The organism is Collinsella sp. An271 (assembly GCF_002159695.1).
Lineage (GTDB): Bacteria > Actinomycetota > Coriobacteriia > Coriobacteriales > Coriobacteriaceae > Collinsella > Collinsella ihumii.
In genome coordinates this window covers 217286-241716 of sequence record NZ_NFJE01000003.1, presented here as the reverse complement: position 1 = coordinate 241716, position 24431 = coordinate 217286, and the positions used below count along the sequence as shown (strand labels likewise).

The 24431-nt window shown below is 64.5% G+C and carries 18 protein-coding genes; 8 read left to right on the top strand and 10 right to left on the bottom strand.

Annotated features, from left to right (window positions below; all coding sequences use genetic code 11):
• Positions 1–132: 132 nt before the first annotated feature.
• Together B5F74_RS04155 and B5F74_RS04150 are read right to left on the bottom strand one after the other, a co-directional pair.
• The gene (locus B5F74_RS04155) at positions 133–1059 is read right to left on the bottom strand and encodes a DHHA2 domain-containing protein (protein ID WP_066828752.1); all 927 of its coding nucleotides are present in this window, start codon (positions 1057–1059) and stop codon (positions 133–135) included.
• A 513-nt stretch (positions 1060–1572) separates the two neighbouring features.
• Positions 1573–2370 carry an AraC family transcriptional regulator gene (locus tag B5F74_RS04150; protein ID WP_239283344.1) on the bottom strand — a complete coding sequence of 266 codons (798 nt, stop codon included), beginning with the start codon at positions 2368–2370 and terminating at the stop codon, positions 1573–1575.
• A gap of 472 nt (positions 2371–2842) precedes the next feature.
• Between B5F74_RS04150 and ugpC the strand changes: the two genes are divergently transcribed.
• From ugpC to B5F74_RS04125, 5 genes are all read left to right on the top strand, one after another.
• Positions 2843–3958, top strand: a complete 1116-nt coding sequence (ugpC, locus tag B5F74_RS04145; protein WP_087200252.1) for a sn-glycerol-3-phosphate ABC transporter ATP-binding protein UgpC — start codon at positions 2843–2845, stop codon at positions 3956–3958.
• 18 nt (positions 3959–3976) lie between these two features.
• Positions 3977–5263, top strand: a complete 1287-nt coding sequence (locus B5F74_RS04140) for an extracellular solute-binding protein (protein ID WP_087200250.1) — start codon at positions 3977–3979, stop codon at positions 5261–5263.
• A 12-nt stretch (positions 5264–5275) separates the two neighbouring features.
• Positions 5276–6142 (top strand): sugar ABC transporter permease, encoded by an 867-nt coding sequence (locus tag B5F74_RS04135; RefSeq protein WP_087200248.1) that lies wholly within the window; start codon positions 5276–5278, stop codon positions 6140–6142.
• The gene (locus B5F74_RS04130; protein ID WP_087200246.1) at positions 6142–6987 is read left to right on the top strand and encodes a carbohydrate ABC transporter permease; all 846 of its coding nucleotides are present in this window, start codon (positions 6142–6144) and stop codon (positions 6985–6987) included. The genes B5F74_RS04135 and B5F74_RS04130 overlap by 1 nt, the downstream gene beginning before the upstream one ends.
• A gap of 171 nt (positions 6988–7158) precedes the next feature.
• On the top strand, positions 7159–9354 hold the full coding sequence (locus tag B5F74_RS04125; protein ID WP_087200244.1) for an alpha-galactosidase: 2196 nt from the start codon (positions 7159–7161) through the stop codon (positions 9352–9354).
• 164 nt (positions 9355–9518) lie between these two features.
• On the opposite strand, the gene B5F74_RS04120 is transcribed toward B5F74_RS04125, so the two are convergent.
• Entirely contained in the window at positions 9519–11186 is a 1668-nt protein-coding gene (locus B5F74_RS04120) for a UDP-glucose--hexose-1-phosphate uridylyltransferase (RefSeq protein ID WP_087200242.1), read from the bottom strand.
• Complete coding sequence (locus tag B5F74_RS04115) at positions 11177–12361, bottom strand: galactokinase family protein (RefSeq protein ID WP_087200240.1); 1185 nt, start codon at positions 12359–12361, stop codon at positions 11177–11179. The genes B5F74_RS04120 and B5F74_RS04115 overlap by 10 nt, the downstream gene beginning before the upstream one ends.
• Before the next feature lie 394 nt (positions 12362–12755).
• Between B5F74_RS04115 and B5F74_RS04110 the strand changes: the two genes are divergently transcribed.
• Positions 12756–13541, top strand: coding sequence for a DeoR/GlpR family DNA-binding transcription regulator (locus B5F74_RS04110; protein WP_087200238.1), 786 nt, complete (start codon positions 12756–12758; stop codon positions 13539–13541).
• A 14-nt stretch (positions 13542–13555) separates the two neighbouring features.
• Here B5F74_RS04110 and B5F74_RS04105 read toward each other — a convergent pair whose 3' ends face one another.
• The 3 genes from B5F74_RS04105 to brnQ all read right to left on the bottom strand — a co-directional run bounded on the left by B5F74_RS04105 (position 13556) and on the right by brnQ (position 17824).
• Complete coding sequence (locus B5F74_RS04105; protein ID WP_066828775.1) at positions 13556–14197, bottom strand: metallophosphoesterase family protein; 642 nt, start codon at positions 14195–14197, stop codon at positions 13556–13558.
• Entirely contained in the window at positions 14194–16158 is a 1965-nt protein-coding gene (locus B5F74_RS04100) for a BMP family ABC transporter substrate-binding protein (RefSeq protein ID WP_087200236.1), read from the bottom strand. Before B5F74_RS04100 ends, B5F74_RS04105 begins: the two co-directional genes overlap by 4 nt.
• 364 nt (positions 16159–16522) lie before the next feature.
• A complete protein-coding gene (brnQ, locus tag B5F74_RS04095; protein WP_343217545.1) occupies positions 16523–17824 on the bottom strand; it encodes a branched-chain amino acid transport system II carrier protein in 1302 nt (433 codons plus the stop codon).
• A 391-nt stretch (positions 17825–18215) separates the two neighbouring features.
• Here brnQ and B5F74_RS12185 point away from each other — a divergent pair, with 391 nt between their 5' ends.
• Together B5F74_RS12185 and B5F74_RS04085 are read left to right on the top strand one after the other, a co-directional pair.
• Positions 18216–19175 carry an FHA domain-containing protein gene (locus tag B5F74_RS12185; protein WP_143753773.1) on the top strand — a complete coding sequence of 320 codons (960 nt, stop codon included), beginning with the start codon at positions 18216–18218 and terminating at the stop codon, positions 19173–19175.
• A 101-nt stretch (positions 19176–19276) separates the two neighbouring features.
• Complete coding sequence (locus B5F74_RS04085; protein WP_143753771.1) at positions 19277–21388, top strand: DUF6273 domain-containing protein; 2112 nt, start codon at positions 19277–19279, stop codon at positions 21386–21388.
• A gap of 149 nt (positions 21389–21537) precedes the next feature.
• Here B5F74_RS04085 and B5F74_RS04080 read toward each other — a convergent pair whose 3' ends face one another.
• Genes B5F74_RS04080 through B5F74_RS04070 form a run of 3 tightly spaced genes read right to left on the bottom strand, consistent with a single transcriptional unit; the run spans position 21538 to position 24426 of the window.
• The gene (locus B5F74_RS04080) at positions 21538–22524 is read right to left on the bottom strand and encodes a dipeptide ABC transporter ATP-binding protein (protein WP_066828781.1); all 987 of its coding nucleotides are present in this window, start codon (positions 22522–22524) and stop codon (positions 21538–21540) included.
• A gap of 3 nt (positions 22525–22527) precedes the next feature.
• Positions 22528–23517 carry an ABC transporter ATP-binding protein gene (locus B5F74_RS04075; protein ID WP_066828784.1) on the bottom strand — a complete coding sequence of 330 codons (990 nt, stop codon included), beginning with the start codon at positions 23515–23517 and terminating at the stop codon, positions 22528–22530.
• 12 nt (positions 23518–23529) lie between these two features.
• Positions 23530–24426 carry an ABC transporter permease subunit gene (locus B5F74_RS04070; protein ID WP_087200231.1) on the bottom strand — a complete coding sequence of 299 codons (897 nt, stop codon included), beginning with the start codon at positions 24424–24426 and terminating at the stop codon, positions 23530–23532.
• Between the last annotated feature and the right edge of the window lie 5 nt (positions 24427–24431).

Genomic DNA, 24431 nt, shown 5'->3' with positions numbered 1-24431 from the left:
AAGGCTGGATTCGCCGCCGGCGGTCGCAGGGGCGCCCAGCTTGTCTTCCGGCACCGTTGCGCGCAACCGGAAGACAATGCCCGGCACCGCATCACGCGGCACCGGGCATTGAAGAGACAGCTTGCGATCAGGCTACTCGGCGGCGGCGAGGATCGGCGCGGCCACCTGCTTCTTGCGGGAGAGCACGCCGGGCATCCACACGCCCTCGGGCACATCGTCGATGCCGAGACCCTTCTGGGCGACATCGGTCTTGCCCTCGAAGAGCACCTGGGAGCCCTCCTCCATGATGTCGGTCAGGCACAGCACGATGCCGTCGGCGCCCTTGGAGGCCTGGTAGGCGCGCATGGCCTCGCGAATCTCGGGGATCATGCCGAGCGCGCGGGTCTTGTCGACGGTCTCGTACTGGCCGATGAGCAGCTTGTCGGCGCCGACCTCGAACTGCTTGATGTCGTTGCCGACCATCTGCTCGGCCGTGAAGGAGCCGGACGGACGGGTGAGGAAGACCTCCATGCCGAACTTGACCGGGTCGACGCCGAGCTGCTCGCCGAGGCGGGCGGCGACAGCGCGGTCGACATCGGTCGTGGTGGGGCTCTTGAGCATGAGGGTGTCGGTCATCATGGCCGAGAGCAGCAGCTTGGCCTGCGCGTCCGTCGGCTGCTGGCCGAAGACCTCGAACAGCCTCGCCACGATGCAGCAGCTGGAGCCCCAGGGCAGGGAGATGATGTGCAGCGGCGCCGCGGTGGTGAAGCCGCCGAAACGATGGTGGTCGACGACGCCGACAATCTGGGCGCCCTCGAGCCCGGCGACGGACTGGCCGGCCTCGTTGTGGTCGGTGAGCACGACCTGCTGGCCCTCCTCGACCGACTCGAGCAGCTCGGGCTCGGCGATGCCGTTGTCGGCGAGCAGCTTGGCGGACTCGGCGGGCAGCGGGCCCAGGCGACGGGCCTCGTAGGTGTCGCCGTTGTAGTTGACCTGGTTCAGCAGCTGGGTGAGGACGACGGCGCTCATGATGGCGTCGTTGTCGGGATTCTGGTGTCCGAAGACGAGAACCTTGCTCATGGATACCCTCCAAAACGGTTCACGGATATATCAAACGGTGTAATCGTAGCACGCAAGCGGTGCCGCACGGAGCATGCCGCGCACATCGCCGCACGTTTTTCGCGCGCACGCGCGGCGCGCGGGCCGCGCACGGAGGCCGTTGCGGGAACCTGATACCAACCGCGCGGTCCAAACCCCAAGCGTCGATGCGTAACGTACGGCGACGGTGGGGAAACCTCACCGCAAAACCGCAGATAAGAGGGAGTCACTATATTTTGAACATGAATTTGGTATCAATTCAAGAAGTACGAAGGAAAACGGCCATATCTGACAAGCCTGTGACCTGCGGTTCCTTTGCTTGGCCGACCACGGAGGCCCTGGGAGGGGCCTCCGACCAGCACCTACGCGGCCCTTATTGCCCGAAATTTGATACCAAATTCAAAACGAAGCGGCCGCCCACCCTGGTAAAACCTTTTACCGAGGTGCGGTTTCGCACGCGAGCGGATGCAGCGGCCTCCCTCGCCTCTTCCGTCCTCACGCGTGGGTGTTGGCGCGGCGCCACTCGCGCGGGCAGAGGCCGAACGTGCCCTTGAACGCCCGGGAGAAGTGCAGCTGGTTGGGATACCCCACCGCGCGGCCGACCTCGCCCACCGACAGCGCGGTGAGCTTGAGCAGCTGGGCGGCCTTCGTCATGCGGAAGTCGATCAGGTACTGCTGGGGCGACTTGTCCGTGGCGCTCTTGAAGATCTTGCCGAAGTAGCTGCGGTTGAGCCCGGTCTGGCGCGCGATGTCCTCCACGGTGATCCCGTTTTGGTAGTTCTGCTCGATATAGGACATTGCCTCGCGCACATAGAGGTCCTGCAGGCGGTTGGTCGTCGCGGCGCGCTGGTTCACGATGGAGCGCAAGAAGCTGTCGAGGAACAGGTAGGTGTGCCCGATCAGCTGGAACGCCGAGGCGTCCTGATGGTCGACCAGAAAACGCATCTCCTGCTCCATGGAGCTGCGCAGCTCCGCCTTGTCGGATCGGTAGATCGGGCTGGACTCGGACAGGCCGGCAAGCGAGAGCGATTCCTTGACGCGGATACCGTCGAACTCCACCCAGATGTACTCCCACGGGTCGTCCATGTCGGCGTAATAGGTGTTGGTCTGCCCGGGAAAGATGAGGAACCCTTCGCCCTGCCCCAGGTAATAGGTCGTCTGCCGACCCGACTCATCGGAGGCCACGAGTGTCCCGCACCCGGAGATGATGTAGTGGAACAGGTAGTGGCTGCGCCGAAACGGCCCAAAGGCATGTCCTGGTGTGCACACCTCGCGACCGTACTGATATGGCATCAGATCTATGTATTTACCTCGGGAAAACGTCGATGAGACAATCTCGTGGATTGGCATCTGTACCCCTCTCATAGCGTATGACATATATCTTGGTGCCGTGCAAAGCCTGCAAAATGTTATAGGGACAAATATCATTCTATGCGACTTTTTATACCAGTTTGGGAATATCTCTATGCACTTTTGCTATTTTCTATAGTTTTCGCAGGTAGATGCCTATTTTTTGAGCATGATGAAAACTACTTTACGAATGCCCAAAGCCGTTTCCGGTTCATTTTGCCCCGTTTGCCGAACGAGAACTATTTATCCTTCCCAAATAAGCATAGTTTTACCTGCGTTTTAGCGCATTCTGTTAGCTTGTATAGCCTAATAGCTTCTTAAGAACGAATTAAGGCAACTTAATATGAAACCTGCAGTAAGAATTGCCTGCTTGTGGAATCAGACACAGGAAGGCATACAGGAAGGGGTTTAAGCTATGGCAGAACTCTCTCTGGAACACGTGGGGAAGAAATACCCGAACGGTTACGAGGGCGTTAAGGACTTCAACCTGGAGATCGCCGACAAGGAGTTCATCATCTTCGTCGGTCCTTCGGGCTGCGGTAAGTCCACGACCCTGCGCATGATCGCGGGCCTCGAGAACATCACGTCCGGCACCCTCAAGATCGATGGCCGCGTGGTGAACGACGTCGAGCCCAAGGACCGCGACATCGCGATGGTCTTCCAGAACTACGCGCTGTATCCGCATATGACGGTCTACGACAACATGGCCTTCCCCATGAAGCTCCGCAAGGCCGATCCTCAGGAGATCGACAAGCAAGTGCGCGAGACCGCGCGCATCCTCGACCTCGACAAGCTGCTTGACCGCAAGCCAAGTGCGCTCTCCGGCGGTCAGCGCCAGCGCGTCGCCATGGGCCGCGCCATCTGCCGTAACCCCAAGGTCTACCTGATGGACGAGCCCCTGTCCAACCTCGACGCCAAGCTCCGCGTGCAGATGCGCGCCGAGATCTCCAAGCTGCATCAGCGCCTGGGCGCCACCATCATCTACGTGACCCACGACCAGACCGAGGCCATGACGCTCGGCACCCGCATCGTGGTCATGAAGGACGGCGTCATGCAGCAGGTGGACACCCCCACCAAGCTCTACAACGAGCCCTGCAACCTGTTCGTGGCCGGCTTCATCGGTTCCCCGCAGATGAACTTCATCGACGCCACGGTCGGCGAGGCCGCCGGCAAGGTCACCCTCACCTTCGGCTCCAACACCCTCACCCTCACCGACGCCAAGGGCAAGGTGCTCAAGGACAAGGGCTATATGGGCAAGGTCGTCACCATGGGCATCCGTCCCGAGGACGTCGTCGACTCCAACGAGCATCCCGCCGACCGCAAGCTCTCCGAGACCATCGACGCCACGGTGACCGTCTACGAGCTTCTGGGCTCCGAGGCCATGATCTACGCCAACGTGGACGGCGGCGCCATCTCCAGCCATGTGTCCTCCGGCAACCCCGCCCGCGTGGGCAGCCGCATCAAGGTGGCCTTCGACCTCGACAGGATCCACGTGTTCGACAAGCAGTCCGAGCTGGCCATCGTTCACTAAGCGGGAGGAGGGCATAGCATGCTGAACAAACCAATCACCCGCCGCTCTCTTCTGGGGCTCGGCGCGGCCGGGGCGGCAAGCCTCATGTTCGCCGGCTGCACCTCCGAGCGCGCCGACGGCAAGATCGAGGTGGAGATCGTCAGCTACAAGCAGGAGGCCGTGAGCATCTTCGAGCACCTCATGGAGGAGTTCAACGCCGCGCACGACGACATCTACCTCAACATCACGAGCCCGGCCGACGCCGTAACCGTCATGAAGACGCGCTTCGTGCGCGAGAACTACCCCGACGTCATCGGCATCGGCGGCGACGCGGACTACGCGAGCTTCGTGGACTCGAGCATCCTGGCCGACGTGTCGGACTGCCCCACCATGGATTCGGTGAGCCCCGCCTACTCGGACATCCTGAAAAGCGTCACCTACGTCCCCATGGACGGCATCTACGGCGTGCCCTACGTAGCGAACGCCGCGGGCATGCTCTACAACAAGGACCTGTTCGAGGAGCACGGCTGGACCATCCCCGAGACCTGGGACGAGCTGATCGCGCTGTTCGAGCAGATCCAGAGCGAGACGCCCGACATCTACCCCATCTACCTGGGCTACCTTGATACGTGGACCATCCTGTCGCCGTGGAATTCCATCACCATCAACATGGTGCCGTCCGACCTTGCGCGCCAGGTGAACGCCGGCAAGGCCAAGTTCGTCGACTACTACCGCGAGCCCGCCGAGCGCATGCTGCAGCTGCTCGACTACGCCGAGGACGGCCCGTTCGCCTACAGCTACAACGACGCCTGCACCGCCTTCGCGCGCGGCCAGAGCGCCATGTACCCCTGCGGCAGCTTCGCCGTCCCGCAGATCCTCTCGGTGAACCCGGACATGAACATCGGCATGTTCGCCATGCCGTCGGCCGACAACCCCGACGACCGTATCGTCGTCTCCGGCGTCGACCTGCAGTGGTGCGTGGCCGAGACCTGCGAGCACAAGGACGCCGTGTACGAGGTCATCGCCTTCCTGAACGAGCAGGAAAACGTCCAGACCTACATCGACGACCAGCGCGCCATCCCCTGCACCGAGGGCGACTTCACGCTCGACCCGCTGTTCGACGACATCCAGGAGTTCTTGGACGAGGGCCGCGTCCTGGACTACCTCGACCATTCCTACCAATCGGCCATGGCATGCGACGCGCAGTTGCAGACGATGCTGCTCAACGGCGACATCGACGCCTTCCTTACCAAGTGGGACGAGGACTGGCAGCGCTACAACCGCTCCGTCATCCGCAAGGTTCAAGACTACGAGAGCCAACAGTAAGGAGGAAGCGATATGGCAAGCACGGCAACCAAGATCGGGTCGAGTCGCAACAAGACCTTCATGGCGATCCTGATCCCCGTCCTGGTGATTTTCTGCGCGTTCAACACGCTCCCGCTCATCACGGGCTTCCTGTACAGCTTCACGGACTCGAAGGGCTACGGCGCCTTCAACATCGTGGGCCTGCAGAACTACATCGACATGTTCAGCGATACCCGCATCCTGAACTCCTACCTGTTCACGTTCAAGGTGGCCATCGTCGCCACGCTCGCCACGAACGTCATCTCGCTCATGCTGGCCATCGGCCTGTCGAGCAAGATCAAGTTCAAAAGCGCGCTGCGCGGCGTGTACTTCGTGCCCCGCATCCTGGGCGCCCTGGTCGTCGGCTACGTGTTCAGCTACTTCTTCACCTATATCGTCCCCGCCATCACCGGCGGCGAGTCCATCCTCGCCAGCACCGAATGGGCATGGGTCGCCATCGTGATCGTGGTGGTGTGGCAGGCCTGCGCGCAGACCACCATCATCTACATCACCGGCCTGTCCTCGGTACCCGAGGACGTCTACGAGGCCGGCTCGCTCGACGGCGCGACCGGTTGGGACAGGTTCCGCTACATCACGTTCCCGCTCATCATGCCGTCGGTCACCACCAACATGGTGCTCGTGATGAAGGACATGCTGATGGTCTTCGATCAGATCGTCTCGATGACCTCCGGCGGCCCGGCGCAGTCCACCGAGTCGATCTCCTACCTCATCTACAACAACGGTCTGTCCGGCGGCCAGTTCGGCTACCAGTGCGCCAACGCGGTGATCTTCTTCATCCTCATCGCCGTGGTCTCCATCCTGCAGACCAAGTTCTTGAACAGTAAGGAGGAGCAGCTCTAATGGCTAAAGCGAAAGTCAAGGAGCGGGTCAACTGGCCTGTGACCATCCTGCTCATCATCGGTCTGATCACCATCATCTTCCCCCTCTACATGGCGGTCGTCATCGCCTTCAAGGATCCCTCCGAGATGACGAACGACATCGCGGGCATCCTGTCGCTGCCGAGCCACTGGAGCCTCGACAACTTCATCGAGGCCATCCAGGTCACCGATTTCTTCAACTCGTTTTTGAACTCGCTGATCATCACCGTCGTGGCCGTGGTCGCCTCAATCCTCATCCACAGCCTCGCCGCGTACGCGATCGGCCGCAACATGGACCACAAGCGGATCTTCAAGGCCTCCTACTACTTCATCATCGCCGGCATGTACGTGCCCTTCGCGATCCTGATGATGCCGCTCGTCAAGCAGACCGCCGTCATGCACCTCGACAACATGGTCGGCGTCATGATCCTCTACGTCGTGTTCTACATGCCCATGAACATGATGCTCTACACCGGCTACCTGCGTAACATCCCCATCGCGCTGGAAGAGGCCGCGCGCATGGACGGCGCCTCCACCTGGAGCACCTACTGGAAGGTCATCTTCCCGCTCATGAAGCCCATGCACGCGACCGTCGCCGTCATCACCGGCCTGGCCGTGTGGAACGACGTCATGACCCCGCTCGTCATCATGGGCGGCCAGGGTGTCAACACGCTGCCGCTCGCGCAGATGAACTTCCAGACCGCGTTCTCCACGAACTACAACCTGGCGTTCGCCAGTTACCTGCTCGCCATGCTGCCGATGATCGTCTTCTACATCGTCGCGCAGAAGCAGATCATCGGTGGCGTCACGAACGGCGCGGTCAAGTAGCCTTTCTGCGACATGCACACGTAGGAAATGCGACATATGTCTTGCTCGTGTAGCTTATAGCCCCTGCTTCGTGGACCCCTCCTGAGGGGTCCACGTGCCGTAAAATACCCTGCGGTTCGGCGAGGTGCCGGCCGCTCCCATCCCTGCCCATATGTCATAAAGCGAGGTACGATGCCCATACGCATTGACGATGCAACGCGGACCTTCACGCTGCACACGCTACACACGACCTACCAGATGCGGGTCGACGAAGTCGGGTACCTCACGCACCTGTACTACGGTGCGCGCAGCGAGGGCCAGATGTCGTATCTGCCCACGTTCGCCGACCGCAGCGGCTGCTGCACGACGCCCCACGACGTCACGGGCCGCACCTATTCGCTCGACGTCCTGCCCCAGGAGTTCCCGTTCCAGGGCAACGGCGACCTGCGCAGCCCGCTGCTGGTCGTCCGCGACGCCCAGGGCACCTTCGGCTGCGACCTGCGCTACGCGCGCCACGAGGTGCGCTGCGACAAGTACGCGCTCGCCGGCCTGCCCGCCGCCTACTCCGATGCGGACGCAGACGACGCCCAGACGCTGTCCGTCACGCTTGCCGACGAGCGGCTGGGCCTCGAGGTCGAGCTGCTGTACGGCGTGCTGCCCGCCATCGACGTCATCTGCCGCGCCGCCGTCGTGAAGAACCGCGGCGAGGGCCGCGTCACCGTCGAAAAGCTGCAGAGCGCCTGCTTGGACTTCGTCCACGGCAACTTCGACGTCATCACCTTCAACGGCCAGCACTGCATGGAGCGCAAGCCCTGCCGTCAGCGCGTGTTGCCCGGCTCCTTTGCCGTTGGCAGCCGCCGCGGCCAGTCCTCGCACCAATACAACCCGTTCATGATCCTGTGCGACCACGACGCCACCGAGACGGCGGGCCGCGCCTGGTCCATGACGTTCGTGTACAGCGGCAACTTCAAGGCCGAGGTCGAGCAGACCCAGTACCAGCAAATCCGCATGCAGATGGGCCTTTCCGACGAGCTGTTCTCTTATCCGCTGGAGCCCGGCGACGAGCTCGTGGCGCCCGAGGTCATCATGACCTACTCGGGCGCGGGCCTGGAGCGCCTCTCCCACAACCTGCACCGCTGCATCCGCCGGCACATCTGCCGCGGTCCGTGGCGCGACGCCCCGCGCCCCGTGCTCGTGAACAGCTGGGAGGCTCACTACTTCAACTTCACCGGCGACGAGCTCGTGCGTCTTGCCGCCAAGGCCGCCGATCTGGGCATGGACATGCTCGTCATGGACGACGGCTGGTTCGGCGACCGCAACGACGACTTCCGCGCACTCGGCGACTGGTCGGTCAACGAGGAGAAGCTCGGCGGAACGCTCGCCCAGCTCATCGAGAAGATCAACGCGCTCGGCATCAAGTTCGGCATCTGGATGGAGCCGGAGATGGTCAACGAGGATTCCGACCTGTACCGCGCGCATCCCGACTGGGCGCTCGCCGTGCCGGGCAAAGCGCCCGCGCTCGGCCGCGACCAGCTCGTGCTCGACTTCTCGCGCGAAGACGTGCGCGAGAACATCTTCGCCCAAATCTGCTCGGTGCTTGACCAGGGCAACATCGAGTACCTCAAGTGGGATTTCAACCGCAGCATGGTCGACATCTACTCGCACGCCGCCACGGATCAGGGCCGCGTCGTCTACGACTACTACCTGGGCCTGTACGATGTGCTCGAGCGCCTGGTGCAGCGCTACCCCAACCTGCTGATCGAGGGCTGCGCCGCAGGCGGCGGCCGCTTCGACGCGGGCTGGCTCCACTACGCGCCGCAGTTCTGGACGAGCGACAACACCGATGGCCACGACCGCATGACCATCCAGTACGGCACGTCGTTCGGCTATCCGTGCTCCACCATGGGCGCACATGTGTCCGCCTGCCCCAACGAGGTCAACGGCCGCACCGTGTCGCTGTCCGCGCGCGGCCTGGTGGCCATGGCGGGCGGCGGCTTTGGATACGAGCTCGACCTGCTCGAGCTTCCCGAGCGCGCCTGCGAGATCATTCGCAACCAAATCGCCCAGTACCGCTCGATCGAGCAGCTCGTGCGCGAGGGCCTGTACTATCGCCTGACCGACCCCGCGACCGACGACATCTACGCCTGGGAGTTCGTCTCCGAGGACGGCGCCGAGGCCATCGTGAACGCCGTGGTCGCCCGCGCCGAGGGCTACGGCGAGGCGCGCTACGTGGTCCCGCGCGGGCTCACTCCGGACGCGCTGTACCGCGAGGTCAACATGGACCAGGTCTTTGCCGCCAACGCGCTGATGGACATGGGCCTGCCCCTTCCGGTGAGCTCCGCGCTCTACATGAGCCGCAGCTTCCGCTTCGTGCGTGTCGACGCGTAGACTTTTAATGAGAAGCCCCCGCCGTGTGCGGGGGCTTTTTTGTTGCATGGGTTGGAACGAACCCGTCCCCAGCGAACCCATAACAACGCAAGGTCCTCCGTGCCCGCAGGGGTTGGACACGGAGGACCTTGCTTACAGGACCGACGCTGTATACGGCACGTGTGTTACAGCGTGGCGAGGAAATGATCGAGGGCGGTACGGCCCGGCTCGTCCCATTTGAAGACGCCCGCATCCTCCAGGACGCCGGCGAACACGTCGCTCACGCCGTCGCGGATGATCTGGTCGGCCGTCTCGGGCGCGATGTCCGGATGCGCGCAGGCGAGCTCGAGCGCCCATGCAGCATGGGAGGCGCACAAAGGATCGGATTCGAGCGCGAGGGCGAGCGCGGCGCGGTCGTTCGCGCCCGCGTGCACCAGCAGATGCCCGCGCACGGCCCCGAGCTCCTCCACCAGGCGAGGCGGCAGGATGGCAAGACCCATGACCTCGATGAGCCCGATGTTCTCCTTCTTGATGTGATGCCTCTCGGCGTGGGGATGGAATACGCCGAGGGGATGCTCGGGCGTCGTGATGTTGCAGCGCAGGGCCAGGTAGAGCACGTAGTCGGAGCCGTCTTTGCAGGCGACGGGCGTGATGGTGTTATGGCGCACCTCGACGCCGTCCTCGACCGTCGAGGCGAGGATGCCCACCGACGGGTCGCTGTACGCGCGCCAGACGTCGAGCACGTGCGCCGCCGCATCGAGCAGGCGCTCGCGATCGGCGGCCCGCAAGCGCAGCACGCTCATGGGCCAGCGCACGACCTCGCATGCGATGTCGTCGAATCCCGGCATCTCGAACGCGCCTGCCGCCGGCGCCTTCATCATCGGGAAGACATGGCGACCGCCCTGGAAGTGGTCGTGCGACAGGATGGATCCGCCCACGATGGGAAGGTCCGCGTTGGAGCCGATGAAGTAGTGCCCGAACAGGTCCACGAAGTCGAGCAGGCGTCCCATGTTCTCGCGGTCCACGTGCATGAGGCGGTGCTCGGCGCTCATGGCGATACAGTGCTCGTCGAAGTACGCGTACGGGCTGTACTGCAGGCCCCAGTGCTCCCCGCCCAACGTGATGGGCAGGATGCGCAGGTTCTGGCGGGCGGGGTGCGCGCCGTGGGCCGCGCCGGCGCCGCGGCCGGGATAGCCCTCGTTTTCCATGCACAGCTGGCAGGCCGGGTAGACCTCACCGGTCACCGGGGCGGCGCCCGCGGCCGCGATGGCCTTGGGGTCCTTCTCCGGCTTGGAGAGGTTGATGGTGATCTCGAGCTCGCCCCACGGGGTCGACGACGTCCAGGCGATGTTCCGCGCGATGGCGGCGCGGCGCACGTAGCGGCTGTCGCAGCTCATCCGATAGAACCAGTCGGTGGCGGTGCGGGGGCCATAGGCCATATACAGGGTGGAAAACGTCCGCTCGACCTCGGAGGGGCGAGGCATCAGGATGTTCATGACGCGCGTGGCGAGGCGATCGGCGCCCGAGGGCGTGTCCTCCTCACAGCAGTTGGCGATGCCTGCTTCGGCGATGCGCGCGACCGTCCCCTCGAGATCGAACGCGTCGTCGCCGCTCGCCGCAACGACCGGCGCATCCTCGCCCAGCCGCGCGGTCGGAGAGGTCGCATAGGCGGCCTGCAGGAAAATCGCCGCGTTCGGGGCCGAGGGACCGGTCGCCCCGACGGCCTCGAGCACCGTGTTGTACGCCCAGACGGCATCGGCCGGCGACACCAGGCCGCAGCGGACGGCGTGCTGCACGAGCGCCTCGATATCGGACGCGAGCGCCCCCGCGTCGTACTCACGCTCTACAGCCATTGCGCATACGCCCCCTCGGATGCGATGCGGTAGGTGCGGCAGTTGCCCTCGCCCAGCCAGCCGTCCATACCGCGCACGAAGAAGTCGACCATGTCGAGCGGCACGAACGCCTGGATGGAGCCGCCGAACCCGCCACCGTGGATGCGGACGGCGCCGGCATCGCCCAGCAGGTGCTCGGCAAGCGCGAGCGCGACCATGGCGGGCTGATCGTTGCCGCCGCACGAGACGTTCTGCAGGTACATGCCCGAGCTCGCGCCCGAGCGGCGCGTCAGGTCGAGGAACGTGTCGATGTCGCCTGTGCGCAGCGCTTCGAAGCGCTCGACCACCAGGCGGTTCTCGATGTAGTAGTGCAGCGCGCGCAGCACCGGGCGGTCTCCCAGCTTGGCGCGCAGCTCGGACACGCGCTCGTCGAAGCGCTCCGCGGGAACCTCGCACAGGCGGGTGCAGCCGAACTCGGCGGCAACAGCCTGCATCTCGCCGGGAACGGCGGCGTAGTCTGCCGTGGACACGGAGTGGTCGGTGCCCATGTAGGCCAGGCACAGCGCGTAGCCCTTGTCGGCGAAGTCGAAATCGAGCTTTTCGGACACCGGGTTCGCCGGGTCGGCGAAGTCGATGTGGGCGATGCCCCCGAGCGCCTCGGACAGCTGGTCCATGAGGCCGCAGGGCTTGCCGAAATAGAAGTTCTCGGAACGCTGGGCCGATTGCGCCATGGCGGTCGGCGTCACCGGGGAGCCCGGCCACAGCGTCTCCATGACGCGGCCGACCGCGAGCTCGAGGGCCGCAGAGGACGAAAGCCCCGAGCCGCCGGGAATGTCACTCGTCATGACCAGGTCGAAGCCCTGGACCTCGCGCCCGGTCGCTGCGAGCTCGGCCGCCATGCCGCGCACCAGGCCCGCCGTGCTGACCTTCTCGTCCTCGCGCGGGGCAAGATCGGACAGGTCGAGCTCGAACGGCTCGTAGCCCGCGCTCGCCACGCGCGCCGTCATGGTGCCGTTCAGCGCGGCGACGCCCTCGATGGAGACGTCGAGCGCGCCTGCCACCACATGGCCTCCCTCGTGGTCGGTGTGGTTGCCCGCGATCTCGCTGCGCGCGGGCGCGTGGACGTGCGCCAGCGTGCGGCCCTCCCCGAACTGATCGGAGAAGCGATCGATGAGCTCAGATACGACGGTACTCATGGAACGGCCCCTTTCATCTGTCGGCGCGCGGTCCGTACAGGGGAATCCGCGCTGCTACCTTTCGTCCCTATCGACGGCATAGATCGATAGTGTTCATACCTGTAAGAGTTTGTTCATCTACACCGACTGTACCACAAGGGAGCCCCTGCGCGTCCGCGATGTCGGCCAACGCCGTCCCCACGATGCGGCACGGTGGTATATGGACTCAATTTCGCTTCGTTTACCTGCGAGGTTCGCGCTTCCATCGGAACGGGCGCAAAAAGAGGTCGCATGATGTATACATGCGCGCGCCGTCCGCCCGCTGTCGCTCGCGCTCACGGAGTCTTTGGCACCATTCGCAAAAATCTTGCGCGACTTTGTTCGTTTGTGTTCAAATGAATCAAAGGAGGCATCCATGCTCAAAGCGGAACGACAAGAACAGATCATCGCGCGCCTGGCGGGAGGCGGCACGGAATCCGTATCCGCCATCGCGCAGGCCCTCGACGTATCGGACATGACCGTCCGGCGCGATCTCGAGGAGCTCGCCGAGCGCGGCGTCATCGAGCGCGTCTACGGCGGCGCGCGCATGCCCGCCGCCGTCAGGGAATCGTTCTCCGCGGCGGGCATCCCGCTTCTGCGCGAGTACTCGCACACCGAGAAGCGGCGTCTGCGCAGCGAGGAGAAGCAGCGCATTGCCCAGCGGGCGATCGAGCTGATCGAGCCATCCGACACCGTCTTTCTCGGCGCGGGCACGACCGTAGAGCATATGGCGCGCTTTCTGCCCGATATCCGCCTGCGCGTCATCACGAACAGCCTTTCGGCCTTCAAGCTGCTCGAGCACCGCGAGCACTGCGAGCTGTACCTGGTGGGCGGCCTCTACCGGCAGCAGACCGGATGCTTCGTGGGCGCGATGGCCGAAGACGCCGTCTCCCCGCTCGGCATCGACAAGGCCTTCATCGGAACCAACGGGATATCGGGCGGATCGCTGTTCTGTGCCGACATGGACGAGGGCCGCATCCAGCGCCTCGTGCTGACGAAGGCGCGCGAGCGCTACGCCGTGAGCGATGCCAGCAAGCTGGGGCGCCGCGACTTCTACGCCTTCTTCGGGCTGTCCGACCTGACCGCGCTGATCTGCGACAACGTGCTCTCGGACGCCCAGCGAAGCGAGATCGAGGAGCAGGTCCACCTCATCTGCGCCTAGCTGAATTGCATCGGCTAGGCGATCGACATGACCGGGAAGGGGTCGCGCGCGCGGATCCTGTCATCGGGGAAGTCGAAGATATAGGAGCCGCACGCGTTGATAACCTGCGTGCCGCACGGATGCTCGAGCGCGCGCTCGACGCGGCCGTAGTTCAGATGCACGTGCCCGTGCAGCATGAAGGCGGGGCGCAGCTTGTCGACGTAGTAGCCAAACGACTCGAATCCCCGATGGGGCATGTCCTCCATATCGCCGAGACCGCGGATGGGCGCGTGCGTGACGAGGATGTCGACCCCGCCCGTCGCGCGCGCCATGAGGGCCAGGCGCCCGATCCGCCTGCGCATCTCAGCCTCGGTAAAGCCGAACACCCGCTCGTTGTACCTGAGCGAGCCGCCGACGCCCATGATGCGGATGCCATGGAAATCGCGCAGGTGCCCCTCGATCGAGATGCACCCCTGCGGCGGATGCTCGACATAGCCCATATCGTGGTTGCCCCATACGTACACGAGCGGAACGTTGGCGAGCGTCACCACGTGCTCGAGATAGCGCGCCGGCAGGTCGCCGCACGAGATGATGAGCTCGACGCCCTGCAGGCGCTCCTTGTCGAAATGGTCGGTCAGCCACGCCTCCTCGACATCGGAGATGGCGAGGATCTTCATCGCTTGGCCTCGCGCCGGGCGGCCAAGGTGGGGTTGACCGGGATCACGCCGCCGGCGACCACCTCGTCGAGGCCGCGGTCCGACAGCTCGCGCACCTCGGGAAGGCGCCCGACGATGTTTTGGTTCAGCCATGCCATGCGCGCGATCTGCATGCTCGAAAGGCGCCCCGCGCCGGACGGCTGCACGAGCCCCGTCTGGCTTTTGAGCTCCCCGGCGAACGGATGAGTCTGGCCGCTCAGCATACTCTGCTTGAAGATCTCGACCAGGCTGCGCTGGCGGGCGGGCACGCAATCGCAGACGTGCACGTCCATGACGCCGGACGACAGGCCCCACCAGTAGTTCAGTGCGCGGTCGTGCAACTCGTCGCGCTCGCGCTGCCACGAGTCATCGCGGATGGACTGGACGATGCGCTCGTAGTAGCGCCCCCACTCCCAGACCGGTTCGCCGAGGTGCACCTCGGTGCCGTCGTGCTCGACCAGATACAGGCCCCACGACTCATCCGGGTTGCCCGGGTTGGGCACATCGCGCGCGCAGACGATGCGCACGTCGCTCTCGGCAAGCTCGCGGCGCCAATCGTAGTCTTTGGCCGAATACCACTTGAGATACACCGTCGCGTGCGGGTCGACCGTCTGCACGCCGATAGCGAAGGCGTTGATACCCGCCACCGTTCCATAGACCGGGGAATCCGCCACGTACCCCACGCGATGGTTGTCCGACAGGCTTGCCGCGAGCGCGCCCAGCAGGAACTTGACCTCGTAGGTCTTGGTGCTGAACGTGCGCACGGCGCCATACGACAGGCTGACCGAGCAGTTGAGCACCTTGAGCTGCGGATACATGACCGCCGCGCGCAGGGCCTGCGTGGCCTGCGTGGGCACGTTGGTCACGATGAGGTCGTCTTGCTCCGCCACCGCCCGCTCCACCGCGCGATCGAACGCCTCGTCGGACGCGCAGTCGGTGAACACCGTGGTCTCCACCGTGCCGCCCGACGCGCGCTCGAGCTCGATACGGCCGCGGTCGTGCGCGGCCGCCCATCCGGACGTCTGCGGGCTGCGCTCGTAGATGAACGCGATCCGCAGCGGTTTGGGGAAGAACCTGTTTTTGTAGAGCCCCTTCAAATCCGAGATGATGCCGCCCCGGGACGCAGGCTCCGTCGGCGCCTCGAGATAGGCGATGGCGTCCTGGTTGGTCGTGACGCGCAGCTCGCCCCAGATGCGGCCAAGCCTATCGGCGATCTCGACCGGCGAGCCGCAGACCGCGAGCTCGAACCCGTAGAGCTTGAGGTAGATCAGGTACGCGTCGCCCGAGGTGATACCGAGCGACTCGCCGTGCCGCTTGGAGAACGCCTCAGCGAAGCTGCCGAAGGAGGCGCGCAGGTCTGCCACGCGCTCATCGGGCCACGGGTGGTCGAGATCCTGCCCGGCGAAGATCGCCAGGCGCTCGTAGGAGCCCTCCTCCGAGAAGGTGATGCCATAGATGGGGCACACGCGGTAGAAGCGCAGGAACTCCTGGTAGATGCGGGACTCTTTGGAGTCCGACGGCATGGGCAGCATGCGCGTGACGCTCGCCGTGATCGTCGGCATCTCGAGGAAGCGCATCACCGATACACGCTTGTTGCCCTCCTGCACGTAGAACCGCTGCATGTACTCGTAGACGATGATGGGCTCGCGCAGACCCTCCTCGCGCTGGGAGTCGATCAGCGCGCTCCATTTGGCAGCAAACTCTGAATCCTCTTCGAGCAGAGGCATGAAGCCGCGGGAGAACGAGTTTTGGCGACCCTGGGTGCGCGTTCCCGCGATAAGCGACATATCGATCTCGACGACGCCGACGGGCACCTCGCCTTGGTACCCATGGTCCTTGATGATGTCGCTTAAGGCGGGCGGATAGGGGTACCTGCCCGCCGAGACATCCTGCTGGACCTGCCGCAGCCCCGCTTTGCGCGCCTTGCGGTAATCTTCGATCATGAAGCCCTCGCCCTCTCACCCGCCGTAGCCCTTATTTCGCATCCATTATCCAACGTCAGGCGCTGTCCTGCGGCTAGCTGAGAGAATCAGTCGAACCCTGTATGCATGACATGGCAAAATGAGTCTCTTCCGTGCCGCAGGGGCGTTTATTCATGAACGTAGAAGGGCCAATCCGGCGTTTCCCCAGGATTGGAAAGAATGACCCCTGTACTTATTCATGAACGAACGCTCCCCCCTGCGCTGGCCGGCGCAGAGGGGAGCGGCCTCAGGGGGTTGATTGGGGACGGGTTCGTTCCAACCCATGTCCGATGCCGAAAATGGGCTGAAACGAACCCGTCCCCAATCAACCCATCCCGTGGCGTCGTCAGCGCCGAGACAGCTTTGAGCACAGGACCCCGATCAGCGCCGCCGCAAGCGCCGGCGCGATCCAACCGAGCCCCATGCCGGCAAAGGGCAGCAGGTCGATCGGAAGCCATGTGCCGGCCGCAAACGCATCGCGCAGCGCGCCCGTCACGCTCACGACCGCGGTCACGCCCACCACCCACGGCCACACCAGCGGCACGCGGTCGCACAGCGTGTGCAGCATGCCCATGGCGACCAGCATGATGGCGATGGGATACAGCGCGCCGAGAAGCGGCACCGAGAACGCAAGGATGGCGTCGAGACCGAAGTTCGACACGATGCACGAGAACGCGGCGAACACGAGCGCGCAGACGCGATACGAGACCCGCGGCAGCTCCTCGGAGAAATACGTGCCGCAGCAGCTGATAAGACCGATGCAGACGTTCAGGCACGCAAGCAGGAAGATGGCGGCGACCACCACCGTTCCCACGGCACCGAAATGCAACGTCGCCGAGGCGGTGAGCACCGCCGCGCCGTTGGTGGCGTCGGGGATCTGCTGCGCCATGCCGGCGCCCACATAGGCGAGCCCGCAGTAGATGAGCGCCATGAGCGTGCCCGCGAACACGCCGGCACGGGAGATGGCGCCCATGAGCGAGCGGGGCTCGGTCACCCCCATCTCGCGGATGTTCGTGGCGATCACGATGCCGAACGTCAACGACGCGAGCAGGTCCATGGTCTGGTACCCCACCAGAAAGCCCTGCACAGGAGCGCCGGCGTCATACGGAGCGACCGGGGCCGGAGCCTGGGGCATCGGCGACACCAGCGCAGCGGTCGTCACCGCCACGATCAGCAAGATGAGCGCGGGCCCGGTCACGCGGCCGAGCAGACGGGTCAGGCGGCCGGGGTGCATGGCGAGCAGGTAGGCCGCCACGAAGAACAGCACCGAGAAGGCGAGCTGGGCAGCCTCAACGGGCACCTCTGCGGGCAGCAGGGGGCTCAGCATCTCGAACGCCGTCGAGGACGTGCGCGGGATGGCGAGGCACGGCCCGATCGCCAGATACACCGCCGCCACGAAGATGCGGGCGAAGACCGGATGGACGCGCCCGGCGAGCTCGCGCGCGGTGCCGGCCAGCGCCACCGCGACGATGCCCAGCACCGGCAGGCCGATCGCGGCGACAAGGAATCCGATCATGGCGGGAACGGCCTCGGCACCCGCCTGCAGGGCAAGCAGGGGCGGCAGGATAAGGTTTCCCGCCCCGAAGAACATTGAAAACAGCGTCACGCCGACCAGCACCGACTGACGCATCGACAGGTTTTGGTTCACGATTGCTTCTCCCCCATAGCCGCAGGCATTGTCTTGCGTGCAGTCTATGGTAGCGCGAGCAGAGAGCCGCGCCCCGGGACACGGGAGTAAAACGCCATCGCACAAGGTTTCCATCGGCACGGGTCCCGGGGCCGCCTCGATACCAGTGTGAAGGCTTTTTCGCCCGCGTTGTTGCGCAACATGGCGTTTTTCGCACAATCTGGAACCGGTGCGAGTATTTCAAGGGGGCATGACGCAGATGCGGGCACCCCGCACGGAGCGGATCGATCGTCGGCTCCCCTGGAAAACCCGACCCTCCACCCGCTGCTACCAGTCCGTTTCCGCATTTGCCGCGCTCTGTGCATTCGTGCTATGTTGACTGTATTTCGTTCGAATTCGAGGAGGTCAGGACATGGCGACAGACACTCCAAGCTCAGTCATGTACACCGACCTGCGCCAATTCGGTGGCATCGCGCACCGCGACACCGCGACCGTCCTGTTCGACGGGTCGGTCTCCATCGGCGGAAAAACCCTTTCGGCACGCATCGACGACCGCACGTTCCTGTCGCGCGAGATCGTCCACGCCAAGCCCGGTTCCCTGCATCCCGAGCTCTTCTCCGACTTTCCCGTCGCCGCCAAGAAGATCACCTCGCGCCTGATCGCGGCGCGCGGCGGAGGGCAGGCGGGCTGCTCCGAGGTCATCGCCCACTACCGCGGCGCCGCCGCGACCTGCATGTGCGACGCGCTGACCTCCAACGACATCGATGCCATCCCGTACGGCAACGTCGTGCGCAAGATCATGTCCCTTCATCTTGAGCTCGAAAGCGACCGAGCCCTGCTGCTCGTCATGCTCTTCGTCATCGTCGGGTGCCTGGCGGACCCGCGCGCGGCAATCGACGCCATCGACGCCTTCGCGGCAAGCGAGCTTGCCACCTCGCTCGACACCCTGGTCGGGGACGAGGCCCCACGACCGCAGGCCGCCTCGGCCGCCCATGAGACTCGCCTGGGCCTGGTCCGCCTGGTCAACGGCGCCTTTCGTCCGCCCATCCACGAGCTGTCGTGCGACCCGGCGGGCACCATCATCGGTTGCCTGCCCAACGGGCCGCACTCCATCGCCGACGTCGACGCCGACGTCTCGCGGCAGCACGTGCGCATCTGGCGCGAAGACGGCCGCTGGCTCGTTACCGACCTGAACTCGACCAACGGCACCCGCGTGATCTCCGGTGCCGACAAGTCCGTGCACATCATCGCCAACGCCCAGGCCGAATCGCGCGAGCCCTCCGCAAGCGAGCCGTTCGAGCTGCGCAACAGCGACATCCTCTGCCTGGGCTCCACCACGCGCTTCCTGGTCATGAAGCTCAGCGTCGGCTGATCTTAACGGACCCCCTGTTGTTGCGCAACAGGAGCACGGTCGCATCGCCGTACAATCGATGCGAGACCCTGCACGTCATCTTCTCGGTTAGGCAGCACATCATGGCACCTCATCCCCTACAGCCCCATCAGCTCATCGAGTTCTCCTCGTTCGACACCGCGTTCGCCGTGGCGCCCGACGAGGAGGAGGCTACGCGCAGGCGCTATATGACGCTGCTTGTCGACAGCCAGTATGCGCCTCGCAAGGGCGCGTCGAGCACCGTGTACCGCGTGAACAACACTGAGTGCTCCCCGTTCGCCCTCAAGGTGCTCAAAGCCGACGACCTCGAAGGCGAGGAGCGCGAGCGCCTGCTGCCGGTCCGCGTCCGCAAGTTCGCCGAGGAGTACCGCGCGCAGACCGTCGTGTCGCATCTCAGCGGATTTCCCAAGCTGTACGGCTACGGCGTCATCGAAGACGTGCCCGCGATCTTGATGGAGTGGGTCGAGGGCTTCACGCTGAACGAGGCCACGCCGCAGTTCCCCGCCGACATCTACGGGCGCATCAAGGGCCGCACGGTCGCCGGGATCGGCATGTCCGTCCTGAACGTGCTCATCTCCGCCAAGGCGCTCGACGAGCGCTTTGTCCATCGCGACCTGTCCCCGCGCAACATCATGCTGCGCACGAGCCAGGTGCCCCTGGAGGAGCAGACCGCGAGCAACGCCTTCGATATCTGCCTGGTCGACCTGGGCAGCGCCACCATCGTCACCGGCGACACCTCGCTCACCTTGGTCGAGAACATCTGGCGCAACGGCACGCCCGACTACGCTCCGCCCGAGATGCTGGCGCGCGACGTGCCGGCGCTCGCCGCGCTGCGCTCGTCGGCCTCCATCGACACGTACGCCCTCTGCAGCATCCTGTACGAGCTCTACGCGCAGACCACCCCGTACGGCCGCGGCATGCTGCTCGCCGCCTCCCCCTATCGCGTCAAGGTCGACAACGATCCCATGCCGCTCGTGCCGCGCAGTCCCCGCGACGAGGAGCTGTGCGCGGCCATCATGGCGGGCCTCGCGCGCGAGCAGGACCAGCGCATCTCCGCCGAAGACCTTCTGTCCCGGCTGAGCGCGTGGGCGGGTGCCCCGGCCTCAGAGGACTCCGAGCACCACGCGCCCGCTGCGAACGCGCCCGCCGCATCGGGCAACCCTCTCGAAGCGGGCTCCCACCTCACCATGAACGGCGCGGGCATCGAGGCCTCGCTCGGCCAGCAGGATACGGCGCCCGTCGACGATCGGCTCGCCTCAGACGGCGCCGGCACGTCGGATGCGCCTGCAGCGAGCACCCGCGGCATCTCCCGCCGCAGTTTCGTGATCGGCGCGCTCAGCGGCATCGGCATCACCGCGCTCTCGGGCGCCGCCGTCATCACGCGCGGGTTCGGCCTCCTTGAGCCCAAATCGCTCGACACCTACACCTGGGCCGAGCTGTCCGACATCTCGAAGCAGATCGCCCAGGCAGAAACGCCCTCCGACGCCATCGAGGTGGCACGAAGCTATGGACTGGTCGACCAGGACGGCAGACTCATCTCCACGCAGCGCAAATCGGTCGAATGCGACGGCATGCCCCATGAGGTGCAGATCGTGGGCATCAACCACGATGAGCTGGCCGACGGCTCGGGTTACGCGGGCCTCACGTTCATGTTCTGCGAGATCTTGAGCACGAGGCCCATGAACGACACCGCATACGACGATGGGGGCTGGGAGGCCTCCGACATGCGCGCATACCTCAACACGGGCGTCATGGACAAGCTTCCCGCCGAGCTGCGTGAGCGCATCGTCCCGGTGCGCAAGTACACCAACAACGTCGGCGGCACCGAGGACCCCTCCTGCGTGACGGCAACCGAGGAGTCCCTATGGCTGTTCAGCTACTGCGAGCTCGCAGGCGAGCGGGCCCGTCTCTCTTTCAACGAAGGGTATCGCTTCCTCGCCGACATCCTGAACTCCGAGGGCTCGCAGTACGAATACTTCGAGCAGCAAAACGTCATGCCGCAGTCCAATGCGGACTGCCTGATTCGCCAGCTCGAAGACGAGGCGGACTACTGGTGGCTGCGCAGCGCGAGCCCGGACGTGTCGCTCGCCGACGGTATCGTGACCTTCAACCGCGTGGGCCCGAACGGAGATCCGTTCCATTTCGCCGCCGCCTGCACCGACACCGCGGGCATCCTGCCGGGCTTCTGCATCTAGCGTGCCGATGGGTCGTTTGGGGACGGGTTCGTTCCAACCCATCGGCGGCGGCGTAAGCCGCCGATGGGTTGGAACGAACCCGTCCCCAAACGACCCATCGGCACGCACAAAAAAGCGCCCGCCGAATACGGCGGGCGCCTTGGTCCGATTTACAGCTCGCGGCCCGGATAGTGGCAGTTCACGAAGTGACCCGGTTTGACCTCGATGGTCGGCGGGACCTCGGCGGAGCACTTTTCCGTCGCATGTGGGCAGCGCGTGTGGAACGGGCAGCCGCTCGGGATGTTGGTGGGACTCGGCAGGTCGCCCTCGATGAGCACGTGCTTTTTCTCGATCGTGGGGTCGGGAATGGGCACTGCGGACAGAAGGGCCTGCGTGTAGGGGTGCTGCGGGTTGCTGTAGAGCTCCTCGTTGGGCGCAACCTCCATCATGGTACCCAGATACATGACGCCGATGCGGTCCGAGATCATCTCCACGACGGCGAGGTCGTGGGAGATGAACAGGTAGGTCAGGTTGTACTGCTCCTGCACGTCGCGCAGCAGGTTCAAAACCTGCGCCTGAATGGACACGTCGAGGGCGGAAACCGGCTCGTCGGCCATGATGAGCTTGGGGTTGACCGAGAGCGCGCGGGCGATGCCGATACGCTGACGCTGACCGCCAGAGAACTCATGCGGATAGCGCTCGCCGTGCGTGGGCGGCAGGCCGACGACCTCGAGCAGCTCGTGGACGCGCTTCAGGCGCTCGCCGGGGCTCATCTTAGTGTGCACGAGCAGCGGCTCGGCGATGATGTCCTGAACCCTCATGCGCGGGTTCAGCGAGCCATACGGGTCCTGGAACACCATCTGCATCTTGGAGCGCAGCGGACGCATCTCCTTGGCAGAGATCTTCGCGATGTCCTGCCCGTCGAAGATGATCTCGCCGGAGTCGGGGGTGATCAGGCGGTTGATGAGGCGGCTCGTGGTGGACTTGCCGCAGCCGGACTCGCCGACCAGCGAAAACGTCTCGCCCGGCATGATGTCAAAGCTGACGTTGTTGACCGCGTGGACCCACTTGTTCGCTTTGCCGAAGAAGTTCTTGCCCACGGGGAAGCGCTTGCTCAGGTTCTTGACCGACAGCAAGGGTTCGGTTGCTTGTGCCATCGCTTACGCCTCCTTTCGTGCATTGGTGTGGAACGGGCAAGCTGCGTAGTGGTTCTCAGCGACCTTGACGAGCTTGGGCAGCGCCTCGGAGCACGAAGCCTGCGCGTACTTGCAGCGCGGGGCAAAGCGGCAGCCCGAGGGCATGGCAGCCAGATCGGGCACGGAGCCGGGAATAGACGGCAGACGGTGCACACGGCGGCCGAGCTTGGGCACGGACTCGATAAGGCCCTGCGTGTAGGGATGCTGCGGGTTGGAGAACAGCTCCTTGACCGGGGCCTCCTCCACGATGTTGCCGGCGTACATGACGATGACGCGGCTGCAGGTCTCGGCGACGACACCCAGGTCATGGGTGATCATCAGGATACCCGTGTTGCGCTTGTTGCGGATGTCCTCCATGAGCGCCAAGATCTGCGCCTGAATGGTCACGTCGAGAGCGGTGGTGGGCTCGTCGGCGATGAGCAGCTTGGGCTCGCAGGACATAGCCATAGCGATCATGACGCGCTGGCACATGCCGCCCGACAGCTCGTGCGGATAGTTGCGCAGCGTCATCTCGGGCTCGGGAATACCCACGAGCTTCAGCGCGGAAACGCAGCGCTTATGCAGCTCGTCTTTGGAAAGCTCCTTGTTGTGCAGGGAGATCGCCTCGATGAGCTGGTTCTCGATGCGCATGATGGGGTCGAGCGCGCTCATGGGCTCCTGGAAGATCATCGAGATCTCGTTGCCGCGAATGCTCTGCATCTCGGCCTCGGAAAGCTCGAGGATGTGCTTGCCGCCGAAGACGATGTCACCGGAGATACGCGTCGACAGCTTGTTGTGCAGACGCATGACCGACATCGAGGTGACGGACTTGCCGCAGCCCGACTCGCCTACCAGACCGACGATCTCGCCGGCGTTGACCGAAAACGACACGCCGTTGACGGCGGTGATCCAGTCTTTCTTGCCGCGCTTGAATTCTGTTCTGAGGTCCTTGACCTCAAGCAAGGGTTCAGCCATGAGGACCTCCGACTAGTTGAGCTTGGGATCGAGCGTGTCGCGCAGGCCGTCGCCGAACAGGTTGAAGGCCAACACGGTCAGGAAGATCACCAAACCGGGGAACAGGACGAGGTGCGGGGCAATCGCCAGATAGTTGCGGCCCTGGGACAGAATAGCGCCCCACTCCGCCTGCGTGACGTTCGCGCCGAAGCCGAGGAACGACAGCGAGGAGGCCGAAAGGATGGCGCCACCCACGTTCATGGTGAAGTTGACGATGAGCGCCTGCATGGTGCCCGGGAAGATGTGCACGAACATCGTGCGCGCCGGCGAGCAGCCGATGGACTGGGCGACCTCGACGTAGAGCTCGCCGCGGACCTCGAGCACCGCGCCGCGGATGATGCGCGCAAAGGACGGCACCGTGAAGACGGCCAGGCCGATCATGATGTTCGTGATGCCCGGGCCGATGATGGCCACGATGGCGATGGCGAGCAGGATCGAGGGGAACGCGAACATGACGTCGCAGATGCGCATGATGATCGAGTCGACGATGCCGCCGAAGAAGCCCGCGATCAGGCCGAGGACGACGCCGCCCGCCGTACCGAGAATCGAAGCGGTGAGCGCCGTGCCGAGCGACAGCTGCGTGCCCGCAAGGATACGGCTGAAGACGTCGCGGCCAAACTCGTCGGTGCCCCAGATGTGCGTGGCCGACGGGCCGGCCAGAATCGCGCCGTAGTCGTACGCGTTGGGATCATAGGGAACGATCGACGGGCCGATGACAGCCATGATCAAAATGAACACGATGAACAGGAAGCCGAGCACCGCGGTCTTACGGCGCAGGAACTTCTTAATGAACTGCACGGTAGGATTTTGCGCCTTGGGCAGCTCCTCAGCAGACAGGGTCTGAGCGGTGGTTGCGTTGGTATCAGCCATGGTAT